This is a genomic window from Geodermatophilus sp. URMC 63 (assembly GCF_053502565.1).
Genome location: NZ_CP199956.1, coordinates 2,843,610 through 2,861,791, shown reverse-complemented (window position 1 = coordinate 2,861,791; position 18,182 = coordinate 2,843,610). Strand labels below are relative to the sequence as shown.

The following is an 18,182-nucleotide window of genomic DNA, read 5'->3' as shown; positions in this document are numbered from 1 at the left end:
GAGGTCCACCGGTCCATGACGCTGCTCCAGGTCGAGGGTCTGAGCAAGTCGTTCGGGGCCCGGCGCGTCCTGCGCGACGTCTCCTTCGCCCTCGCCGAGGGCGAGATTGTCGGCCTCGTCGGCACCAACGGTGCGGGCAAGTCGACGCTCGGGGACGTCGTCGCGGGGATCACCGCGGCCGACGGCGGGCGGATGACGCTGCTGGGCCACCCCTACGCGCCGCTCTCGGCGCAGGACGCCCGCCACCAGGGCGTCGGCGTCGTCGAGCAACTGGTCCGCATCGACCCCGCCCTCACCGTCGCCCAGGCCGTCTTCCGCGGCACGCCGCAGGCCGGCCGCCCGCAGGAGGAGCTGCGCCGCCAGGCCCAGGTGCTGCTCGCCGAGGTGGTCCTCGACGTCGACCCGGACACCCTCGTCGGCGAGCTGCCGCACTTCGTGCACGGCCTGGTCGAGACCGCCCGCGTGCTCGCCGAGGACACCCGGCTGGTGGTGCTCGACGAGGTGTCGGCGGCGCTGCTGCCCTCGGAGGTCACCGGCCTGCACGCCGTGGCCGCGCGGCTGAGCCGGCAGGGCCGGGGCGTGCTCTACATCAGCCACCGGCTGCCCGAGATGCTCGAGGTGGTCGACCGGGTGCTGGTGCTGCGCGACGGGCGGATCGCCCTGGACAGCCCGGCCGCGCAGCTCGACCCGGTCCGGCTGGCCGCCGAGACGGTGGGCGAGCCGGTGTCGGTCCCGGTGCGCCGGGAGACGGTGAGCGCGCTGCCGGCCCCGCGGGACGACACGGCGGCCCCGCGGGAGGAGGCACCGGCCCCGCCGCAGGACGCGCCGGTGCCGGCCCGGCCGGCGCCGTCGGAGGAGGTGGCGCTGCGGGTGTGCAACCTGCGGGTGCCCGGCCGCGTCGAGGGCGTCGACCTCGTGCTGCGCCGCGGGGAGGTGGTCGGCCTGACCGGGCACCGCTCGTCGGGCGTCCGCGAGATCGCCGGCGCCCTGTCCGGGGAGTTCCCGGCGATCACCGACGAGATCGAGCTGCACGGCGAGCCGCGCTCGCTGGACCCCGCGGCCGACACCGGACCGCTGCGACTGCCGGTCTACCGCCCCGACGAGGACGCCTACGGCGTCGACCCGGGCGAGACGATCGCCCGCTCCCTCACCCGGGAGGCGTGGGGGGCGCTCACCGACGTGCGCAAGGAGATCGCCACCCTGCGCGGCGTCATCCGCACGGTGCACGAGCTCGACGTCAAGACGCTGAGCATCCGCACCGTCGTCGGCGCGCTCTCCGGCGGCGACCGGCACAAGCTCGCGCTGGCGCGGTGGATGGCCTCGGCCCGCGACGTCGTCGTCCTGCACGAGCCCACCCGCGGGCTCGACGTGCGGGCCCGCCGCCAGGTGCGCCGGCTGCTGGACGAGGCGACCGCGGACGGGACGTCGGTCGTGGTGGTGTCCGTGGACCCCGACGAGCTGGCCGAGTGCTGCGACCGGGTCGGCATCGTGGCCGAGGGCCGCGTCGCGCGCTGGATCGACACCCGGGAGCTGGCCGTCGACTCCGTGCGGGCGCGGATCGTCGAGGCCGCCACCACCGCGGCCTGACGAAGGACCCCCTTGCCCCCCACCTGGTGACGTCCTGGAGCGGCCCCCGTGCCGGGGCCCGCGCCGAGCTGGGGGTACCTCCCGCTTGCGGGGGACAGCGAGGGGTGGGGGGCAAGGGGTCCTTGTTCAGACGCTGACGGTGGCCGCGACGGCGCGCAGCTTGTGCCGGGCGAGCGCGAGGTTGGCGGTCACCCGGTTGAGCACGAGGTAGATGAACAGGCCCGCGTTGCCCTGGCCCTTGAGCACGTTGATCAGGTGGTACTGGCCCTGCAGCGTGATGAGGATGTCCTCGACCTCGTCCTTGAGCTCGAGGTCGGAGATGGTGCGCAGCTTGGCCCGCACCACGTTGGAGTTGCCGGCGGCCGCCACGTTGAGGTCGAACCCGGGCGTGCCGCCGGACGCGAGGGCCATGCCGCTGTCGATGTCGACGATCGCGGCGCCACTGGCGCCCTCGATCGCGAGCAGGTCGGCGATGACGTTGTCGAGTGATGCCACGGAGTGGGCTCCTGTCGTCTCGAGGGGAAGACGCAGCGGGCTGCTGCGGACCGGGTCGGGGTGCGACCCGGCTCGACCGGACGGACCGGACGTCTGGACGTGCACGGGACGGTCGCGGGGCGCCGGTGACCCGGCGTCGGGAGGGAGCGGACCGGGCGCCGGCGCGGGACGGGCCCCGCCGTCCGGTGCCCGCGGCGGCTGCGGCGGGAGCTCCGGCGGGAGCTCCTGCGGTGCGGTGCGCCCCCAGGACCAGAACGACGCCCACCACCCGGTTGCCACGCCGTCTCCCACCTCCCCCGAGCGGCTCCGCGACCCCAGACAACACGGCCCGGATGGGCCCGGCAAACCGGCGGACGTCCCCGCAGGTGAGCGTCCCGACACGGTCGGCGACCGCCTCCGCGGGGTCCGTGGGCGCCCGCCCCTGGGGTGGGGAGCCGCGCTCGGGTACCTTCCGCCAGGACCGCGTGGCCCCGTGGCCCGCCGCCTACGGAGGAGACGCCGTGAAGACCCGCGACCTCGCCTACGTCGCCCTGTTCGCCGCGATCGTCGCGGTGCTGGGGACGCTGCCGGCCATCAACGTCGGCCCGGTCCCGATCACCGCGCAGACCCTCGGCGTCATGCTGGCCGGCGCCGTCCTGGGCGCCCGCCGCGGCTCCCTCGCGGTGCTGCTGTTCCTCGTCCTGGTGGCCGTCGGTCTCCCGCTGCTGGCCGGCGGCCGGGGCGGGCTGAGCGTCTTCGTGGGCCCCACGGCGGGCTACCTGCTCAGCTGGCCGGTCGCCGCGTTCGTCATCGGGTGGCTGACCGAGCGCACGTGGGACCGCTACAACGTCCTGCGCGGCGCGCTGATCAACGTCGTCGGCGGCCTCGTCGTCATCTACCTGGTCGGCGCCCCGGTGTTCGCGTTGATCTCGGGCGGCTCCTGGTACGACGCGTTCCGCTTCGGTGTCGTGCCCTTCGTCCCGGGTGACCTGTTCAAGGCCTTCGTGGCCGCGGCGATCGCCGACGTCGTGCGGCGCAGCTACCCCGTCATCGAGCGTCCCCGGCGGGCCGCCGGCACCCGGTGAGGTTCCGCCGTCCCGGCGCGGCCCCCGCCGCCACCGCAGTCGCCGACCCCGGCCGCGGCATCGAACTGCACGGGGTCGGGCACCGGTACGGCGACCGGGTGGTGCTCGACGGCGTCGACCTGACCCTCACCGAGGCCCGCGTCGGCGTGGTGGGCGTCAACGGGTCGGGCAAGAGCACGTTCGCCCGGCTGCTCAACGGCCTCGTCGTGCCGTCCGCCGGGCAGGTCCTCGTCGACGGGCTGGACACGCGGACCCAGGTGCGGGCCGTGCGGCGCCGGGTCGGCTTCGTCTTCCAGGACCCCGACGCCCAGATCGTGCACCCCACCGTGGCCGAGGACGTCGCCTACGGGCTGCAGAACCAGGGCGTGCCGCCCGAGGAGCAGGCCGTCCGCGTCGCCGAGGTCCTCGAGCGGTACGGGCTGGCCGGGCACGCCGACCACCCCGCGCACCTGCTGTCGGGCGGGCAGAAGCAGCTGCTGGCCATCGCCGGCGTGCTGGTGATGCGCCCGGCCCGGATCGTCTTCGACGAGCCGACGACGCTGCTGGACCTGGTCAACGCCCGCCGGGTCGCCGAGCTGATCGCCTCGCTGGAGCAGCAGGTGGTCGTGGTGACCCACCAGCTCGACCTGCTCGACGGCTTCGACCGGGTGCTCGTGGTCGACGGCGGCCGCGTCGTGGAGGACGCTTCCCCGGGTCCGGCCGTGGCCGCCTACCGCGCGCTGGTGGCCGGCCGGTGACCCTCGCCCTCTACGTCCCGCGGGCCAGCGTCGTCCACCGGCTGCCGGCCGGGGCGAAGCTGCTGTCCCTGGCGGTGCTCGCCGTCGTGCTGTTCGTCCTCCCCACGCCGGCGGCGGCCGGCGCGGCGCTGCTGGGGACGCTGGCCGTGGGGCTGGTCGCCGCCCGGCTGCCGGTGGCCGTCCTCGCCCGGCAGGCGCGGGCGGTGCTGTGGTGGGTGGTCGCCCTGCTCGTCGTCCACGCGCTGACCACGGACCTGGCCACGGGCGTCTCCACGGTGCTGCGGCTGCTGACCCTGGTGCTGGCCGCGGCCGTGGTGACGGCGACGACGCGGATGAGCGCGATGGTGGCGGTGGTCGAGCGGGTCTGCGCTCCGCTGCGCCTGCTCGGCGTCCGGCCGGAGCGGGTGGGCCTGGTGATCACCATGGCGCTGCGGTTCATCCCGGTGCTCATCGAGCGGGCCGACCGGATCCGGGCCGCGCAGGCCGCGCGCGGCGGCTCGCCCCGCGGGGTGCGCGTGCTGCGGACGACCGTCGCGCCGCTGCTCGTGCAGGTCCTGCAGCTGGCCCACGACGTCAGCGAGGCGCTCGACGCCCGCGGCGCCGACGACGTCCCTCCCCCGCGCCGCCGGCACCCCCTGGAGGCGCAATGACACTGGGCTCGACGACCACCGGCTCCCTGCTCGAGATCTGGCTGACCCCGGCGGCCGCCGCCCCGATGCAACGGGTTCCGACGGCGCGGCTGCTGCCCGGGCGCGGCCTGGAGGGCGACCGCTACGCCCTCGGCGGCGGGACGTGGGCGCAGTACCCCGACCTGGAGAAGCAGCTGACGCTCATCGACGCCGGCGACGTCGCGGCCGTCGCCGCCGAGGTGGGCGTGCCGCTCACGCCCGGCGACACCCGCCGCAACCTGGTGACCACCGGGATCGACCTGCCGTCGCTCGTGGGCCGCTGGTTCGCCGTCGGCGACGCGCTGCTGTTCGGCGCCAAGCGCTGCCCGCCGTGCACCCACCTCGAGCGGCTGACCGGCGCGCGGCTGGTGAAGGCGATGGTGCACCGCGGCGGGGTCAACGCGGCGGTGTTCGCCGGCGCCGGGATCGCCCCGGGCGCCGTCGTCCGGCCCGTGTCCGAGGAGGAGGCCGCGCGCCGCGGGGCACCCACCGGCGCCGACCGGCCGGTGCCGCGGATCGTCGGGGCCTGACCGGGCCGCTCAGCCGGGGACCAGGCGGTAGAAGCGGAAGACCTCGTCGTCGACGTCGAGGACCTCGACGTCGGCGAACCCCGCCGCGCGGGCGTACCGGTGCAGCGTCGAGGGCCGCATGACCGTGCCGGTGGCCACCGAGGGGTGCCCGGACAGCCCGTCGGCCAGGCAGCAGGCGAGGCTGTAGCCGTACATCAGCCGCTCGACGTCGTCCCCTGGCGCGGTGAAGCGCTCGGCGACCCGCTCGTCCACGACCAGCACCGTTCCCTCCGGGCGGGCCAGGCGGCGCATGGCCACCAGCACCGGCACCGGGTCGGGCAGGTCGTGGACGCACTCGAAGGCGGTGACGACGTCGTAGCCGCCGGCCGCGGTCACCGTCGCCGCGTCGGTCACGGTGAAGCGGACGCGGTCGGCCACACCGGCCTCGTCGGCGTTGCGCCGCGCGGCCTGCACCGACGGCTCGTCGACGTCGAAGCCGTCGACGGTGGCCTGCGGGTAGGCCAGCGCGATGCCGATGGACGACCAGCCGAACCCGCAGCCGACGTCGGCGACCCGGCCGCCCCGGCGCAGCGCGGCGTCCACCTCGGGGATCGAGGGCAGGTACGGCTTCCCGAGCGGGCCGAGGAACAGCGGCCGGTTGGCGGCGGCCTGCGCCTCCCGCACGTCGGCCCCGTGCTGGGCCCAGGAGACGCCGCCGCCGGTGCGGTGCGCCTCGGCGAGCGCGTCGACCGACCGGCCGGCCGCGACGACGAAGCGGACCAGCGGCACGAGGTGCGCCGTGCTGAGGACGTCGGTGAGCGGCTCGGCGTGACCGGGCGGCAGGGCGAAGCGGCGGGCCGTGGGGTCGTCGGGGCGGTCCGGGTCGTCGGCGGCGGTCAGGATGCCGGTGACGGCCTGCTGCTCGAGCCACTCGCGGACGTAGCGCTCGGCGGTGCCGGTCCGCTCGGCCAGCTCGACGGAGGTGAGGGTGTCGGCGGCGGCCAGGGCGCGGTAGTAGCCGAGCCGGTCGCCGAGGTAGACGGCCTGGGCGTCCAGGGCGGCGAGCACGGTGTCGAACAGGCGCCCGGCGAGCGCCTCGGTGGCGGCGGTGTCCCCGCCGGGCGGCCGCGTGCCGGTGGTGGTCATCGCAGACGGGCTCCTCTCGGGACGGCCCCGGCCGGTCGGCCGACCGTGCCGGCGCGACCGATCCTGGCCCGTACCGCCGTCCTCCGGTGGCCGTCGTCGCGCCGTGCCTCCGCGCCGGCGCCGTCCGCGCCGCACCGCGTCCGGGCGGCGACCGCGGGTCCCGGAACCCGGCGGCGCCGCGGTCCGTGGTCTGGGTGTGGACGCTGTGCGCGCGCTGCTGAACCTGGTCTGGCTGGTCCTGCACGGCTGGCTGCTGGCGCTGGCCTACGCCCTCGCCGGGCTGGTGGCCTGCCTGCTGGTGGTGACGATCCCGTTCGGCGTCGCCGCGTTCCGGCTGGCCGGCTTCGTGGTGTGGCCCTTCGGGCGGACGACGGTGCGCGCGCCCGGCGCCGGGATCGCCTCGGCGCTGGGCAACCTGGTCTGGTTCCTGGTGGCCGGCTGGTGGCTGGCGCTGCTGCACGTGCTGGCCGGCATCGCCTTCTGCGTGACGATCGTCGGCATCCCGTTCGGGATCGCGTCGTTCGAGCTCGCCGCCGTGGGGCTGTTCCCGCTGGGCAAGCGGGTGGTCGGGACCGCGCCGCCGCGGGACTGGCTGCACGCGGGGAGCGGCGTCGTCCACGGCGCGCCGGCCCGCTGAGCCGGCGGCCCCCGGGGACGTCCCGGCCGCTCAGGTGCAGGCCTGGACGACCATGGCGACGCCCTGGCCGCCCCCGACGGCGATGGCCGCCAGCCCGAGCCGGCCACCGGGACGGCGGACCAGCTGCGTGAACAGCCGGACGGCGAGGACGGCACCCGAGGCGCCCCACGGGTGGCCGAGCGCGAGCGCTCCCCCCTCGGGGCAGACCCGCTCGGGGTCCAGGCCCAGCTCGGCGCAGCAGGCGAGCACCTGCCCGGCGAAGGCCTCGTTGAGCTCGACGACGTCGATCTCGTCCAGGGCCACCCCGGCCCGGTCGAGCGCCAGGCGGGCGGCCGGCACGAGGCCGCGTCCCGGCCGGTTCGGGTCCACGCCGGCCGTCGCGGTGGCGAGCACCCGCAGCCCCGGGACGCCGAGCCGGCGGTGGGTGACCGCGTCCACGACGGTGACCAGCGCGGCACCGTCGTTGACGCCGCAGGAGTTGCCGGCCGTGACGGTGCCGCCGGGCCGGAAGGCGGGGCGCAGCCGGGACAGCCGCTCGACCGTCAGCCCGTCGCGGGGGCGGTCGTCGCAGGTCACGCCGTCGACCGGCAGGAGCTCCTCGTCGAACCCGCCGGCGCGCCGGGTGGCGACCGCCCGCGCGTGCGAGCGCGCCGCGTACCGGTCCTGCGCCTCGCGGGGGATGCCGCGGTCGGCGGCCAGCAGGTCGGCTGCCGGGCCCATGTCCGGGTCACCCAGCGCGGCCGGCGCGAACGGCGCCCGCTGGTAGCGGGTGGGCCGGCCGCCGTCGTCCGGCGGCCAGGACCGCCACGGTGCCGTGGAGGCCGACTCCACCCCGCCGGCGAGGACCGCTCCGGGCTCGCTGCGCACCATCGCCGCCGCCAGCGCGATCGCCGCCAGGCCGCTGCCGCACTGCCGGTCGACGGTGAGGCCGGGGACCCCGACGGGCAGGCCCGCCTGCAGCGCCGCCACGCGGGCGACGTCCCCGCCGGGGCCGGTGCAGTTGCCGAGGACGACGTCGCGGACGGTGTGCGGAGCGATCCCGCACCCGGCCAGCCGACCGGCCAGCTCGCCGACCAGCGGCGCGGCGAGGTCGGCGGCGGTGAGGGAGGCCAGCGACCGGCCGGCGGTGCCGATCGGCGTCCGCAGCGCCTCGACGAGCACCGGCGCGTCGTCCGCGGCCGGCGTCACCGGCCGGCCGCCGACGGCAGCGCACCGGCGGCCGCCAGCGCGGCGAGCGCGGCCCGGTCGACCTTGCCGCCGGGGGTGAGCGGGAGCGTGGGCGCGTGCAGCCACCGGTGCGGCCGCAGCGCCGGCGGCAGCCCGGCGCGGGCGGCGACGCGGGCGGCCGGCAGGGTGGCCGGGTCGGACAGCACGGCGGTGACCACGGCGCCCAGCCGGGGGTGCGGCACGCCGAGCACGACGACCTCCTCGCCCGTGGCCCGGCGCAGGACCGCCTCGACGTCGGCGACGAGCACCGTGGCGCCGCCGGTGGTGATCGCCTCGGTCCCGCGGCCGAGGACGGTGAGCCCGTCGCCGACGAGCGCCCCGTGGTCTCCCACGGAGGCGAACCCGTCGGCGTCCTGCTCGAACGGGCCGGACGCCCCGAGGTAGCCCAACGACAGGTAGGGCGAGCGGATCCAGAGGCGGCCGGCGCGGACCTGCGCCTCGACGCCGGGGAACAGCCGCAGGTCCTCCGCGGAGGTGCCCCAGGCGACGAAGGACAGCTCCGCGGCGCCGTAGTAGTGGTGCACGCGGGCACCGGCTGCGGCGGCCCGGTCGGCCACCCGGCGGGGCAGCCGGTCCCCCGCGACGACGACGGTGCGCTCGCGCAGGTCGATGCCCTCGTCCAGGGCCGCGACGAGGACTGCGGGTGTCAGGTGGACGTGCGTGGCGTCGGCGACCGAGTCGACCACCTCGGCGCCGACCGCGCGGGCGTGCACGACGGCGAAGAGGTTCATCGTCGCCGCCAGCGGGCCGGGCACCCACACCCGGGCGCCCGGTCCCACACCGGCGAGCCGGGACACGTGCGGGAAGGAGTCGGTCCACGACGCGGTGGTGCGGACGACGGCGCGGGCCCGGCCGGTGGTCCCCGACGTCCGCAGCGCCACGAGATGGCCGCAGGCGGAGGCATCGAGGAAGGCCGCGACCGGGTCCGGCGCGGCCGAGACGTCGACGACTGGAGGGCACGGCCCCGGTGGTGTGGTCACGAGGCCGTGGGCTCGTCGACCCAGCGGCCGAGGAACTCCCGCTCGTCGGGCGTCAGCCGGCGGGGGCGGTCGATGGTGAAGTCGAAGGGCACCAGCAGCGTGCTGCCGGTGACGGCCAGCCGCTCGTGGTCGAACACCTCGTAGTGGCAGGTGAAGGCAGCGGCCCGGATGCCCGACACCCAGATCTGCACGTCGAGCGGACGGGCGGAGTAGACGACCGGGAGTCTGTACCGGATGTCGTGGGCCGCGACGACCGTGCCGCGGCGCAGGCCGGTCTTCTCCTCCAGCGACGCCTGCTCGAAGAACAGCGCCACGCGCGCCATCTCGAAGTACTGCAGGTGGACGACGTTGTTGACGTGGCCGTAGGCGTCCATGTCCGACCAGCGCATCGGGACCTGCACCGTGAACCGCACGGCCCCACCCTGCCGCACCGCCGCCGGGGACGCCGACGGACCCGGCGGGAGGCCTGCGGTCCTACGGTGCCGCTCGTGGACCCCTGGGACGACGGCGCGCCGGGCGTGCTGGTGCTGCCCTCGGGACGCCGGGTGCGGGGCCGTGGTCTGCGCGAGCCGCTGCCCCCGGGACCGCTGCCCGGGTTCGGCGTGTACCTGCTGGGCCGGCCGCCGGGGAACCTCGGCTGGCAGAGCCGCTGGGTGCGCTGGCCGGACTTCCGGCTGCCCGCCTCCCCGGAGGACCTCCGGCAGGCGCTGACCGAGGCGCTGGACCGGTCGGCGACCGAGCGGGTCGAACTCGCGTGCGGCGGCGGGACCGGCCGCACGGGGACCGCCCTGGCGTGCCTGGCCGTGCTGGACGGGGTGCCGGCCGCCGACGCGGTGGCGTTCGTCCGCCGCGCCTATCGCCCCCGCGCGGTCGAGACGCGCCGGCAGGCCCGCTTCGTCGCCGCCTTCGGCCCCTGAGACGCCGGCGGCCGGCCGGAGCGGCTGCTCCGTCCGGCCGCCGGTGACGTGCGGGGACGGTCGGAGGACCCCGTCCTCCTCACGCCTCGCAGGCTCGGCGCGAGCCTCGGGACGGGGCCGCTAGTCGCGGGTCAGCTTGCGGTAGGTCGCGCGGTGCGGGCGGGCGGCCTCGGGGCCGAGCCGGTCGACCTTGTTCTTCTCGTAGTCGGCGAAGTTGCCCTCGAACCAGAACCACCGGGACTCGCCCTCGTAGGCGAGGATGTGGGTGGCCACGCGGTCGAGGAACCACCGGTCGTGGCTGACCACCACGGCGCAGCCGGGGAACTCCAGCAGCGCGGACTCCAGGCTGGTCAGCGTCTCGACGTCGAGGTCGTTGGTCGGCTCGTCGAGCAGCAGCAGGTTGCCGCCCTGCTTGAGGGTCAGCGCCAGGTTCAGCCGGTTGCGCTCGCCACCGGAGAGCACCCCGGCCGGCTTCTGCTGGTCGGGGCCCTTGAACCCGAACGCCGCGACGTAGGCCCGCGACGGCATCTCGACGTTGCCGACCTTGATGTGGTCGAGCCCGTCGGAGACGACCTCCCACAGCGTCTTCTTGGGGTCGATGCCGCCGCGGGACTGCTCGACGTAGGAGATCTTGACCGTCTCGCCGACCTTGATCTCGCCGTCGTCGGGCTTCTCCTCACCGACCAGCATCTTGAACAGCGTGGTCTTGCCGGCGCCGTTGGGGCCGACGACCCCGACGATGCCGTTGCGCGGCAACGTGAAGGTCAGGTCGTCGATCAGCAGCCGGTCGCCGAAGCCCTTGGTCAGGTCGGCGGTCTCGACGACGACGTTGCCCAGGCGCGGGCCCGGCGGGATCTGGATCTCCTCGAAGTCCAGCTTGCGGAACTTGTCGGCCTCGGCGGCCATCTCCTCGTAGCGGGCCAGGCGCGCCTTGCTCTTGGCCTGGCGGGCCTTGGCGCCCGAGCGCACCCACTCCAGCTCCTCGGCCAGCCGCTTCTGTCGCTTGGCGTCCTTGGCGCCCTCGACCTTGAGACGGGTGGCCTTGGTCTCCAGGTAGGTGGAGTAGTTGCCCTCGTAGGGGTAGGCCCGGCCGCGGTCGAGCTCGAGGATCCACTGGGCGACGTTGTCGAGGAAGTACCGGTCGTGGGTGACGGCGACGACGGTGCCGGCGTACTTCTCCAGGTGCTGCTCGAGCCAGGCCACGCTCTCGGCGTCGAGGTGGTTGGTGGGCTCGTCGAGCAGCAGCAGGTCGGGCGCCTCGAGCAGCAGCCGGCACAGCGCCACGCGGCGGCGCTCACCGCCGGAGAGGACGGTGACGTCGGCGTCGCCGGGCGGGCAGCGCAGGGCGTCCATCGCCTGCTCGATGCGGGCGTCGAGCTCCCAGCCGTCGTGCTGCTCGATGACCTCCATGAGCTCGCCCTGCTCGCCCAGCAGCGCGTCGAAGTCGGCGTCGGGCTCACCCATCGCCGCGCTGACCTCCTCGAAGCGGGTCAGCGCGTCGCGCAGCGGCTTGACCGCCTCCTCGACGTTGCCCCGCACGTCGAGCTCCTCGTTGAGCGGCGGCTCCTGCAGCAGGATGCCGACGGTGGCGTCGGGCGCCAGCACCACGTCACCGTTGGAGGGCTGCTGCAGCCCGGCCATGATCTGCAGGACGGTCGACTTGCCGGCGCCGTTCGGCCCGACGACGCCGATCTTGGCGCCGGGCAGGAAGGACAGGGTGACGTCGTCGAGGATCACCTTGTCGCCGTGCGCCTTGCGGGCACGGACCATGGAGTAGATGTACTGAGCCACTGGGCGTTCGAGCCTTCCGTCGATTCGCGAGTGGCGGGCGGGCCGGCGGTGCCGGCCCGCCCGCGTGCGTCCTCCCTACCGATCCTCCCAGCCCGGGCGACTCAGACGTGCGCGGGCTCCGCGGTGAGGTCGGGGGTGTCCGCTCCGTACAACGTCTCGGGGTCCACCTCGTAGTCCCGCCCACTGACCAGGTCCTCGACCTCGCCGGGCAGCGCGCCCCCGTCGGTCAGGGCGCCGTCCCCGTCGGGCCCCGGCTCGGCCGGTCGCACCGATCGGGTGCGCCGGAACACCCCGGTGCCGCGGGCCAGGTTGTGGCCGACGGCCAGGGCGCGGATGCGCGGGGTGCTGCGCCTGCCGTTCTCGCCCTCCCAGCTGTGCGTGCTGAGCATGCCCTGGACGATGACCGGGTCGCCCTTGCTGACGCTGCCGGAGACGTTGCCCGACAGGTCGTTCCAGCACTCGACGTCGACCCAGAAGGTGCTGGCGTCGACGAACTGCTGGGTCTGGGTGTCGAAGCGCCGCGCGGTGGAGGCCAGGCGGAAGTTGGTGACCGTGCCGTTCTGCAGGCTGACGCGGCGCGGCGAGTCGGCGACGTTGCCGACGACGGTGACGTGGGTGTCGTTCACGGTGCTCCTCGGGGATCTCTCGTGGGGCCGGCACCGCGCCGGCCCGGGTCGACTCTCGCCCTGGCGGGGACGCGCGGACGGCGCGCTGAGCAGGCTGTGGAGGAGCCGCACCCTGTGGATGCCGGGACGCGGAGGTGTCGCCCCCGCCGGGAGGTGACGCACGGGTGCACCGGGAGGTGCCATCATCGGCGGCCGAGCGCCCGTAGCTCAGCGGACAGAGCAGCGGTCTTCTAAACCGCCGGTCGCAGGTTCGATCCCTGCCGGGCGCGCGCGAGGCCGTCCTGCGGTGCGGTGCAAGTCGGCTGCCAGGGCGCTGCAAGTCGCTCGCGCCACGGTGCTCCCGAGCACCCGGGGACGTCCCGGGACCGACCGAGGAGCCCGCCATGACGCAGGTCCACGACCCCCGCCAGCCGCACCCGGCCCCGAACGCCTTCGGCCCGCACCAGGCCCCGCACCAGGCCCCGCACGCCTTCGGCCCCGGCCCGTACGGGCCGCCGGCTCCCGGCTACGGCGCTCCGGGCGGCCTCGGCCACGGCCGGCCTCCGGTGCCGCCGCGGAGGAGCGCCCTCCCCGTGATCCTCGGCGTCATCGGGGCGATCGTCGTCCTGGCGGTCCTCGGCGTCGGCGCCCTGTTCCTCTTCGGCAGCCGGCAGCTGGACACCGCCGAGGCCGAGCGGCAGATCGTCTCGATCACCGAGGAGCAGACCGGCGTCACGGTGGCCGACGTCAGCTGCCCCGACGACGTCGAGCTGGCCGCCGGCACGGTGACCACGTGCACGGCCGCGGTCGAGGGTCAGGAGGTCACCTACACCGTCGAGCAGACCGACGACGAGGGCACCGTCCGCATCGACAGCGACCAGGTCTTCGTCCAGGTCGCCGACGTCGAGGCCAGCCTGACCGAGCAGTTCGCCACCGAGGCCGGCCTGTCGGTGGTCGCCTCCTGCGACGCCGGCGACCGCACGGTCCTCGTCGCCGCCGACGGCCTCGAGCTGACCTGCGAGGCGAGCCTGGTCGACGACCCCAGCGACACCGGCACGGTGACCGCCCTGATCGACGCCGAGGGCACCGTCACCTTCGACGCCGCCTGAGGCAGGACCCGGTCGGCGCCCCGTGACCCGGGCGCCGACCGGACGCGAGCGGCCCAGGACCCGTCCGGTCCTGGGCCGCTCGCGTGCGCCGGTGGGTCAGCGGGAGCCGGCGGGCACCCAGCCGATCGCCGGCGCCACGTGCCGGGCCACGTTCTCCAGCAGGCGCGCGTTGTACTCGACGCCCAGCATGTTCGGCACGGTGAGCAGCAGCGTGTCTGCCTCGCGGACGGCGGCGTCCTTGGCCAGCTCCTCGGCGAGCTGGTCGGGCTCGCCGACGTAGCTCTTGCCGAAGCGGGCACGCACCCCCTCCAATAGCCCGACCTGGTCCTGCCCCGACCGCTCGCCGCCGAAGTAGGCCCGGTCGAGGTCGGAGACCACCGGCAGGACGCTGCGGCTCACCGACACCCGCGGCTCGCGCTCCCACCCGGCCTCGGCCCACGCGGCGCGGAAGCGGGCGATCTGCTCGGCCTGCAGCTCGTCGAAGGGCACACCGGTGTCCTCCACCAGCAGGGTGGAGCTCATCAGGTTCATCCCCTGGCGGGCGGCCCACTCCCCCGTGGCCCGGGTGCCCGCGCCCCACCAGATCCGGTCGGCCAGTCCCGGCGACTGCGGCTGCACCGCCAGGCGTCCGCGTGCCCCGCCGGTCATCCCGGGGTCGGCGTCGACGACGGTCGCGCCGCGGACCGCGGCCAGGAACAGCGCCGTCTTCTCGCGGGCCAGGTCGGCGTCCGTGGTGCCCTCCGGCGGCACGTAGCCGAAGGCCTCCGAGCCGCGCAGCGCCGTCTCCGGTGAGCCGCGGCTCACCCCCAGCTGAAGGCGGCCGTCGGCGAGCAGGTCGGTGGCCGCGGCCTCCTCGGCCATGTAGAGCGGGTTCTCGTAGCGCATGTCGACCACGCCGGTGCCGATCTCGATGCGCGCGGTCCGCGCGGCCATCGCGGCCAGCAGCGGGAACGGCGAGGCGAGCTGGCGGGCGAAGTGGTGCACGCGGACGAACGCGCCGTCGAGGCCCAGCTCCTCGGCGGCGACGGCGAGCTCCACGCTCTGCACCAGCGCGTCGCGCGCGGTGCGCACCTGCGAGCCGGGCAGCGGCTGCCAGTGACCGAAGGACAGGAACCCGATCCGCTTTCCCGTGCCGGACGTCATGGACCCACCAGCGCGCCCGCCGGGGCGGGTGTTCCCGCTGGGACATCTAGTCACCCCGTGTGACCGGTCGACCACGACATTCCGAGGACGGGTTCCGTCACTCCGGGCGGCCGGTCGGCCACCCTGTCCGGGTGACTCTCAGCGCCCCCCACGTGCCGCGGCCCCGGGACGACCGGCCCGGCGGTCCCGCGACGGGGACGAGGCTGCGGGCCATCGACACGCTGCTGGCCGACCGCGGCCAGCTGTTCCGCGCCCTGTTCCTCTCCTCGCCGGTCCCCCAGGCCCTCGTCGACCTCGACGGTCACCTGCTGGTGGTCAACGACGCGCTGTGCGCGCTGGCCGACCGCGGGATCGACGACATGGTCGGCCGGCACGTCGACCTGCTCGCTCACCCCGACGAGGCCCCGCTCGCCGAGCGCCCCGACGCCGGCGGCGAGGCCCGCCTCGACCCGTGGCTGCGCCGGGACGGCGAGCGGCGCCTGCGCCGCGCCGACGGCAGCGAGCTGTGGGTGCAGCAGTCGCACGACGTCGTCCACCGCAGCACCGGCGAGCCGCAGTTCGTCGTCCTGTCGCTGGTCGACGTCACCGACCGGCGCCGGGCCGAGGAGGACCTGGTCCGCCGCGCGTTCACCGACCCGCTCACCGGGCTGCCCAACCGCCGGGCCCTCACCGACCGGCTCCACCACGCGCTGGCCCTCTCCCGCCGCCGCGGACTGCAGGTCGGCCTGGTGCACCTGGACCTCGACCGGTTCCACGCGGTCAACGACACCCTCGGCACCGAGGCCGGTGACCTGCTGCTCAGCCAGGTCGCCGACCGGCTGCGCTGGAGCACCCGGGTCGAGGACACCGCCGTCCGGCTCGGTGCCGACGAGTTCCTCATCCTCGCCGAGGACGTCGAGGACCTCGACGGCCTGCGCGCCCTGGCCGACCGGCTGCTGTCGGTGCTCGACGACCCGTTCCAGGTGGGCGGCCGGGAGATCGTGCTGTCGGCGAGCGTGGGCCTCACGCTGGGCTCCGACGTCGCCCCCGACGACCTGCTGCGCCAGGCGCACGGCGCGCTGACCCGGGCCAAGAGCGACGGCAGCCGCGCGCGCATCGAGGTGCACGACGGGGTGCTCACCGACGACGAGGTCGACCTGCTGCAGCTGGAGGCCGACCTGCGGCGCGCGCTGGACGGCGACGAGCTGCGGCTGTTCTACCAGCCGATCGTCGACCTCTCCGACGAGACGCTGCTGGGCTACGAGGCGCTCATCCGCTGGCAGCACCCGACCCGCGGCCTGCTGCCGCCGGGCGCCTTCCTCGAGGCCGCCGAGAACAACCGGCTGACCTCCCGGCTCGGCGCGTGGGTGCTGCGCCGTGCCTGCCTGGACGCCGCCGGCTGGCCGGCCGGGCTGCGGGTGCACGTCAACGTCTCCGCCCGCCACCTCGCCGAGGCCGGGTTCAGCGACCTGGTCGGCGCCGCGCTGGACGAGTCGGGGCTGGCGCCCGGGCGGCTGGAGCTGGAGATCACCGAGTCGACGGCGCTGTTCGCGGAGGAGGCGACGCTCGAGGCGGTGTCGGAGGTGACCGCGCGCGGCGTGACGCTGGCCCTCGACGACTTCGGCACCGGCTACTCGGCGATCACCGCGCTGCACCGGCTGCCGATCCACACCGTCAAGATCGACCGCTCCTTCGTGGCCGACGTCGTCACCCGGCCCTCCACCGCGGCGCTGGTGCAGGGACTGCTCCAGCTGGGCCTGGGGATGGGCCTGCAGGTCATCGCCGAGGGCATCGAGGACCTCGACCAGGCCGAGTGGCTGCGCAGGCACGGATGCGCGATGGCGCAGGGCTACGCGTTCGGCCGCCCCGCGCCGCTGCCCAGCCGCACCGACACGACCGCCGCCGAGGCGCTGGTCGGGCAGGCCGCCGAGGAGGCCGCCGCGGTCCTCGAGGCGGTCACCGGCGAGCTGGAGGCCGTGGTGGACGCCGTCCCGGCCGGCGCCGACGGCATCGACCTGTTCCCGCTCGAGGACACCGTGCCGCCGCCCTCGCCGCGCCCGTTCCTCAAGGTCGTCGACGAGCCGCCCGCCGCCGAGAGGGATGACGACCAGGCGTGAGCCGCGTCGTGCTCTGCCCACAGGTGTGGGCAGAGCACGACGACCCGCGGGAGGACCTACACCCGGGGCAGCGCCAGCGGCACCGGGCGCTTGGGCTCCCGGCCGTCGCCGGACGAGCGGCCGCGCACCCGGCGGGCGATCCACGGGGCGACGAAGCCGCGCACCCACGCGGCCTCCTCGGCCAGCGCCGCCCGCAGCGCCCGCGGCGGGGCCGGCGGCAGCGGGGTGCGCCAGTCGTCCCCGGTGACCGGGACGCCGAGCGCGGCGGCCGCGGCCAGCGCCGTCCGCCGGTGGCCCTCAGCGGTCAGGTGGATGCGGTCGCCGTCCCACAGCCGCCAGTCCAGCAGCCAGTCCGCGCCCCACTGGTCGAGGACGACGGCGCCGTGCCGCGCGGCGATCGACCACAGCGAGGCGTTGAACACCGCCACCCGGCCGCGGGTGCGCCGGATGATCGGCGTCAGCCGCGGGTCGACGCCGGTGGCCAGCAGCACGTCGGCGCCGTCGGCCCGGAAGCCGGCCACCGCCTCCTCCAGCGCGGCGGCCAGCCGGTCGGGGTCGGCGCCGGGGCGCAGCAGGTCGTTGCCGCCGGCCACGAGGCTGACCAGGTCCGGCCGGGCGGCGCGGGCCACCGGCACCTGCTCGGCGAGCACCTGCGGCAGCAGCCGCCCGCGGATGGCCAGGTTGGCGTACTCCAGGTCGGTGCCCGGCGACACCGCCGCCGCGTGGACGGCGAGGTGCCCGGCGAGCCGGTCGGCCCAGCCGCGGTACTCGCCGGGGCGGTCGGGGTCGGGGTCGGCGAGTCCCTCGGTGAAGGAGTCGCCGAGGGCGACGTAGCGGCGCCAGGAGGTGCGGGACGGTGCGGGCACGGACCCCACTCCAGCACGCCGCGGGCGCCGGGTCAGGGCCGGGTCAGGGCGCGCCGGGACCCAGCGCGCCGGGCTCGTCGCGCAGCCGGGCCCGCAGGTCGGGCGGGAGGTGCTCGAGCAGCTCGTCGGGCAGGTAGGGCAGGTCCAGCAGGGAGAGCTTGACCCGGGTGCGCGCCGCGGACCGTGAGCCCTCGATGCGCACCAGCTGCCCGGCGTCGGGCCGGTAGGAGACGGCCAGGTCGTCGCCCGGCTGCAGCCGGCCGGTCAGGACGCCGTCGAGCTCCACGGCCGGACGGCCGCCGCTGATGGTGAGCAGCAGCGTGTCCTGCCCGCCGAGCACGACGGTGCGGGAGATCCCCTGCATCGGCGCCGCGGGCGTGATCAGGATCCCCTCCAGGCCGGGGCTCACCACCGGGCCGCCGGCGGCGTAGGTGTAGGCCGTCGAGCCCATGGCGGTGGCCAGGATGACCGCGTCGCAGCGGTAGTGCCCGTAGCGCTCCCGGCCACCAGCTCCACCCCCGCGCCGCCGGTCCACGCGGCGACCTGCCGGACGGCCGGGGAGCAGTCGCGGGTCGGGTGCAGCACCAGGCCGACGCGGACCAACG

General features: G+C 75.9%; 19 protein-coding genes and 1 tRNA gene. 10 read left to right on the top strand and 10 right to left on the bottom strand.

From position 1 onward, the window contains the following. The first annotated feature begins 15 nt into the window (after positions 1-15). Positions 16-1,587: an ATP-binding cassette domain-containing protein gene (locus ACWIZO_RS14125; protein WP_448638300.1), complete on the top strand. Its 1,572-nt coding sequence runs from the start codon at positions 16-18 to the stop codon at positions 1,585-1,587. 126 nt (positions 1,588-1,713) lie between these two features. Here ACWIZO_RS14125 and ACWIZO_RS14120 read toward each other — a convergent pair whose 3' ends face one another. After that, on the bottom strand, positions 1,714-2,082 hold the full coding sequence (locus ACWIZO_RS14120; protein WP_448638299.1) for a hypothetical protein: 369 nt from the start codon (positions 2,080-2,082) through the stop codon (positions 1,714-1,716). Positions 2,083-2,582: 500 nt separating this feature from the next. Between ACWIZO_RS14120 and ACWIZO_RS14115 the strand changes: the two genes are divergently transcribed. The 4 genes from ACWIZO_RS14115 to ACWIZO_RS14100 are packed head-to-tail and all read left to right on the top strand — an operon-like array spanning position 2,583 to position 5,081. Beyond that, on the top strand, positions 2,583-3,146 hold the full coding sequence (locus ACWIZO_RS14115; RefSeq protein ID WP_448638298.1) for a biotin transporter BioY: 564 nt from the start codon (positions 2,583-2,585) through the stop codon (positions 3,144-3,146). Continuing rightward, positions 3,143-3,883, top strand: coding sequence for an energy-coupling factor ABC transporter ATP-binding protein (locus ACWIZO_RS14110; RefSeq protein ID WP_448638297.1), 741 nt, complete (start codon positions 3,143-3,145; stop codon positions 3,881-3,883). The genes ACWIZO_RS14115 and ACWIZO_RS14110 overlap by 4 nt, the downstream gene beginning before the upstream one ends. Continuing rightward, the gene (locus ACWIZO_RS14105; protein WP_448638296.1) at positions 3,880-4,533 is read left to right on the top strand and encodes an energy-coupling factor transporter transmembrane component T family protein; all 654 of its coding nucleotides are present in this window, start codon (positions 3,880-3,882) and stop codon (positions 4,531-4,533) included. The genes ACWIZO_RS14110 and ACWIZO_RS14105 overlap by 4 nt, the downstream gene beginning before the upstream one ends. Further along, a complete protein-coding gene (locus tag ACWIZO_RS14100) occupies positions 4,530-5,081 on the top strand; it encodes an MOSC domain-containing protein (RefSeq protein WP_448638295.1) in 552 nt (183 codons plus the stop codon). The genes ACWIZO_RS14105 and ACWIZO_RS14100 overlap by 4 nt, the downstream gene beginning before the upstream one ends. 9 nt (positions 5,082-5,090) lie before the next feature. On the opposite strand, the gene ACWIZO_RS14095 is transcribed toward ACWIZO_RS14100, so the two are convergent. Next, positions 5,091-6,206, bottom strand: coding sequence for a class I SAM-dependent methyltransferase (locus ACWIZO_RS14095; protein ID WP_448638294.1), 1,116 nt, complete (start codon positions 6,204-6,206; stop codon positions 5,091-5,093). A 196-nt stretch (positions 6,207-6,402) separates the two neighbouring features. On the opposite strand from ACWIZO_RS14095, the gene ACWIZO_RS14090 reads away from it, so the two are divergent. After that, a complete protein-coding gene (locus ACWIZO_RS14090; protein ID WP_448638293.1) occupies positions 6,403-6,843 on the top strand; it encodes a YccF domain-containing protein in 441 nt (146 codons plus the stop codon). Positions 6,844-6,873: 30 nt separating this feature from the next. Here the strand turns inward: ACWIZO_RS14090 and ACWIZO_RS14085 are convergent, their stop codons facing one another. From ACWIZO_RS14085 to ACWIZO_RS14075, 3 genes are read right to left on the bottom strand one after another with little or no spacing between them, the layout of a single operon-like run. After that, positions 6,874-8,031 carry a thiolase family protein gene (locus ACWIZO_RS14085; protein ID WP_448638292.1) on the bottom strand — a complete coding sequence of 386 codons (1,158 nt, stop codon included), beginning with the start codon at positions 8,029-8,031 and terminating at the stop codon, positions 6,874-6,876. Further along, on the bottom strand, positions 8,028-9,050 hold the full coding sequence (locus ACWIZO_RS14080) for an AMP-binding protein (RefSeq protein WP_448638291.1): 1,023 nt from the start codon (positions 9,048-9,050) through the stop codon (positions 8,028-8,030). The genes ACWIZO_RS14085 and ACWIZO_RS14080 overlap by 4 nt, the downstream gene beginning before the upstream one ends. Continuing rightward, on the bottom strand, positions 9,047-9,463 hold the full coding sequence (locus ACWIZO_RS14075) for an acyl-CoA thioesterase (RefSeq protein ID WP_446759346.1): 417 nt from the start codon (positions 9,461-9,463) through the stop codon (positions 9,047-9,049). Before ACWIZO_RS14075 ends, ACWIZO_RS14080 begins: the two co-directional genes overlap by 4 nt. 75 nt (positions 9,464-9,538) lie before the next feature. Here ACWIZO_RS14075 and ACWIZO_RS14070 point away from each other — a divergent pair, with 75 nt between their 5' ends. Next, the gene (locus ACWIZO_RS14070) at positions 9,539-9,967 is read left to right on the top strand and encodes a protein-tyrosine phosphatase family protein (RefSeq protein WP_448638290.1); all 429 of its coding nucleotides are present in this window, start codon (positions 9,539-9,541) and stop codon (positions 9,965-9,967) included. Between the two features lie 120 nt (positions 9,968-10,087). Here the strand turns inward: ACWIZO_RS14070 and ettA are convergent, their stop codons facing one another. Together ettA and ACWIZO_RS14060 are read right to left on the bottom strand one after the other, a co-directional pair. Next, positions 10,088-11,758: an energy-dependent translational throttle protein EttA gene (ettA, locus tag ACWIZO_RS14065; protein WP_448638289.1), complete on the bottom strand. Its 1,671-nt coding sequence runs from the start codon at positions 11,756-11,758 to the stop codon at positions 10,088-10,090. A gap of 101 nt (positions 11,759-11,859) precedes the next feature. Continuing rightward, positions 11,860-12,384 carry a single-stranded DNA-binding protein gene (locus ACWIZO_RS14060; protein WP_448638288.1) on the bottom strand — a complete coding sequence of 175 codons (525 nt, stop codon included), beginning with the start codon at positions 12,382-12,384 and terminating at the stop codon, positions 11,860-11,862. Between the two features lie 196 nt (positions 12,385-12,580). Between ACWIZO_RS14060 and ACWIZO_RS14055 the strand changes: the two genes are divergently transcribed. Further along, positions 12,581-12,653 (top strand) — tRNA-Arg (locus tag ACWIZO_RS14055). A 114-nt stretch (positions 12,654-12,767) separates the two neighbouring features. Continuing rightward, the gene (locus tag ACWIZO_RS14050) at positions 12,768-13,472 is read left to right on the top strand and encodes a DUF4333 domain-containing protein (protein ID WP_448638287.1); all 705 of its coding nucleotides are present in this window, start codon (positions 12,768-12,770) and stop codon (positions 13,470-13,472) included. A gap of 96 nt (positions 13,473-13,568) precedes the next feature. Here ACWIZO_RS14050 and ACWIZO_RS14045 read toward each other — a convergent pair whose 3' ends face one another. Beyond that, a complete protein-coding gene (locus ACWIZO_RS14045; protein ID WP_448638286.1) occupies positions 13,569-14,615 on the bottom strand; it encodes an LLM class flavin-dependent oxidoreductase in 1,047 nt (348 codons plus the stop codon). A 131-nt stretch (positions 14,616-14,746) separates the two neighbouring features. Between ACWIZO_RS14045 and ACWIZO_RS14040 the strand changes: the two genes are divergently transcribed. Beyond that, positions 14,747-16,711, top strand: coding sequence for a putative bifunctional diguanylate cyclase/phosphodiesterase (locus ACWIZO_RS14040; protein ID WP_448638285.1), 1,965 nt, complete (start codon positions 14,747-14,749; stop codon positions 16,709-16,711). A gap of 56 nt (positions 16,712-16,767) precedes the next feature. Here ACWIZO_RS14040 and ACWIZO_RS14035 read toward each other — a convergent pair whose 3' ends face one another. After that, positions 16,768-17,577, bottom strand: a complete 810-nt coding sequence (locus ACWIZO_RS14035; protein ID WP_448638284.1) for an SGNH/GDSL hydrolase family protein — start codon at positions 17,575-17,577, stop codon at positions 16,768-16,770. 43 nt (positions 17,578-17,620) lie between these two features. After that, on the bottom strand, positions 17,621-18,112 hold the full coding sequence (locus ACWIZO_RS14030) for a hypothetical protein (protein WP_448638283.1): 492 nt from the start codon (positions 18,110-18,112) through the stop codon (positions 17,621-17,623). Between the last annotated feature and the right edge of the window lie 70 nt (positions 18,113-18,182).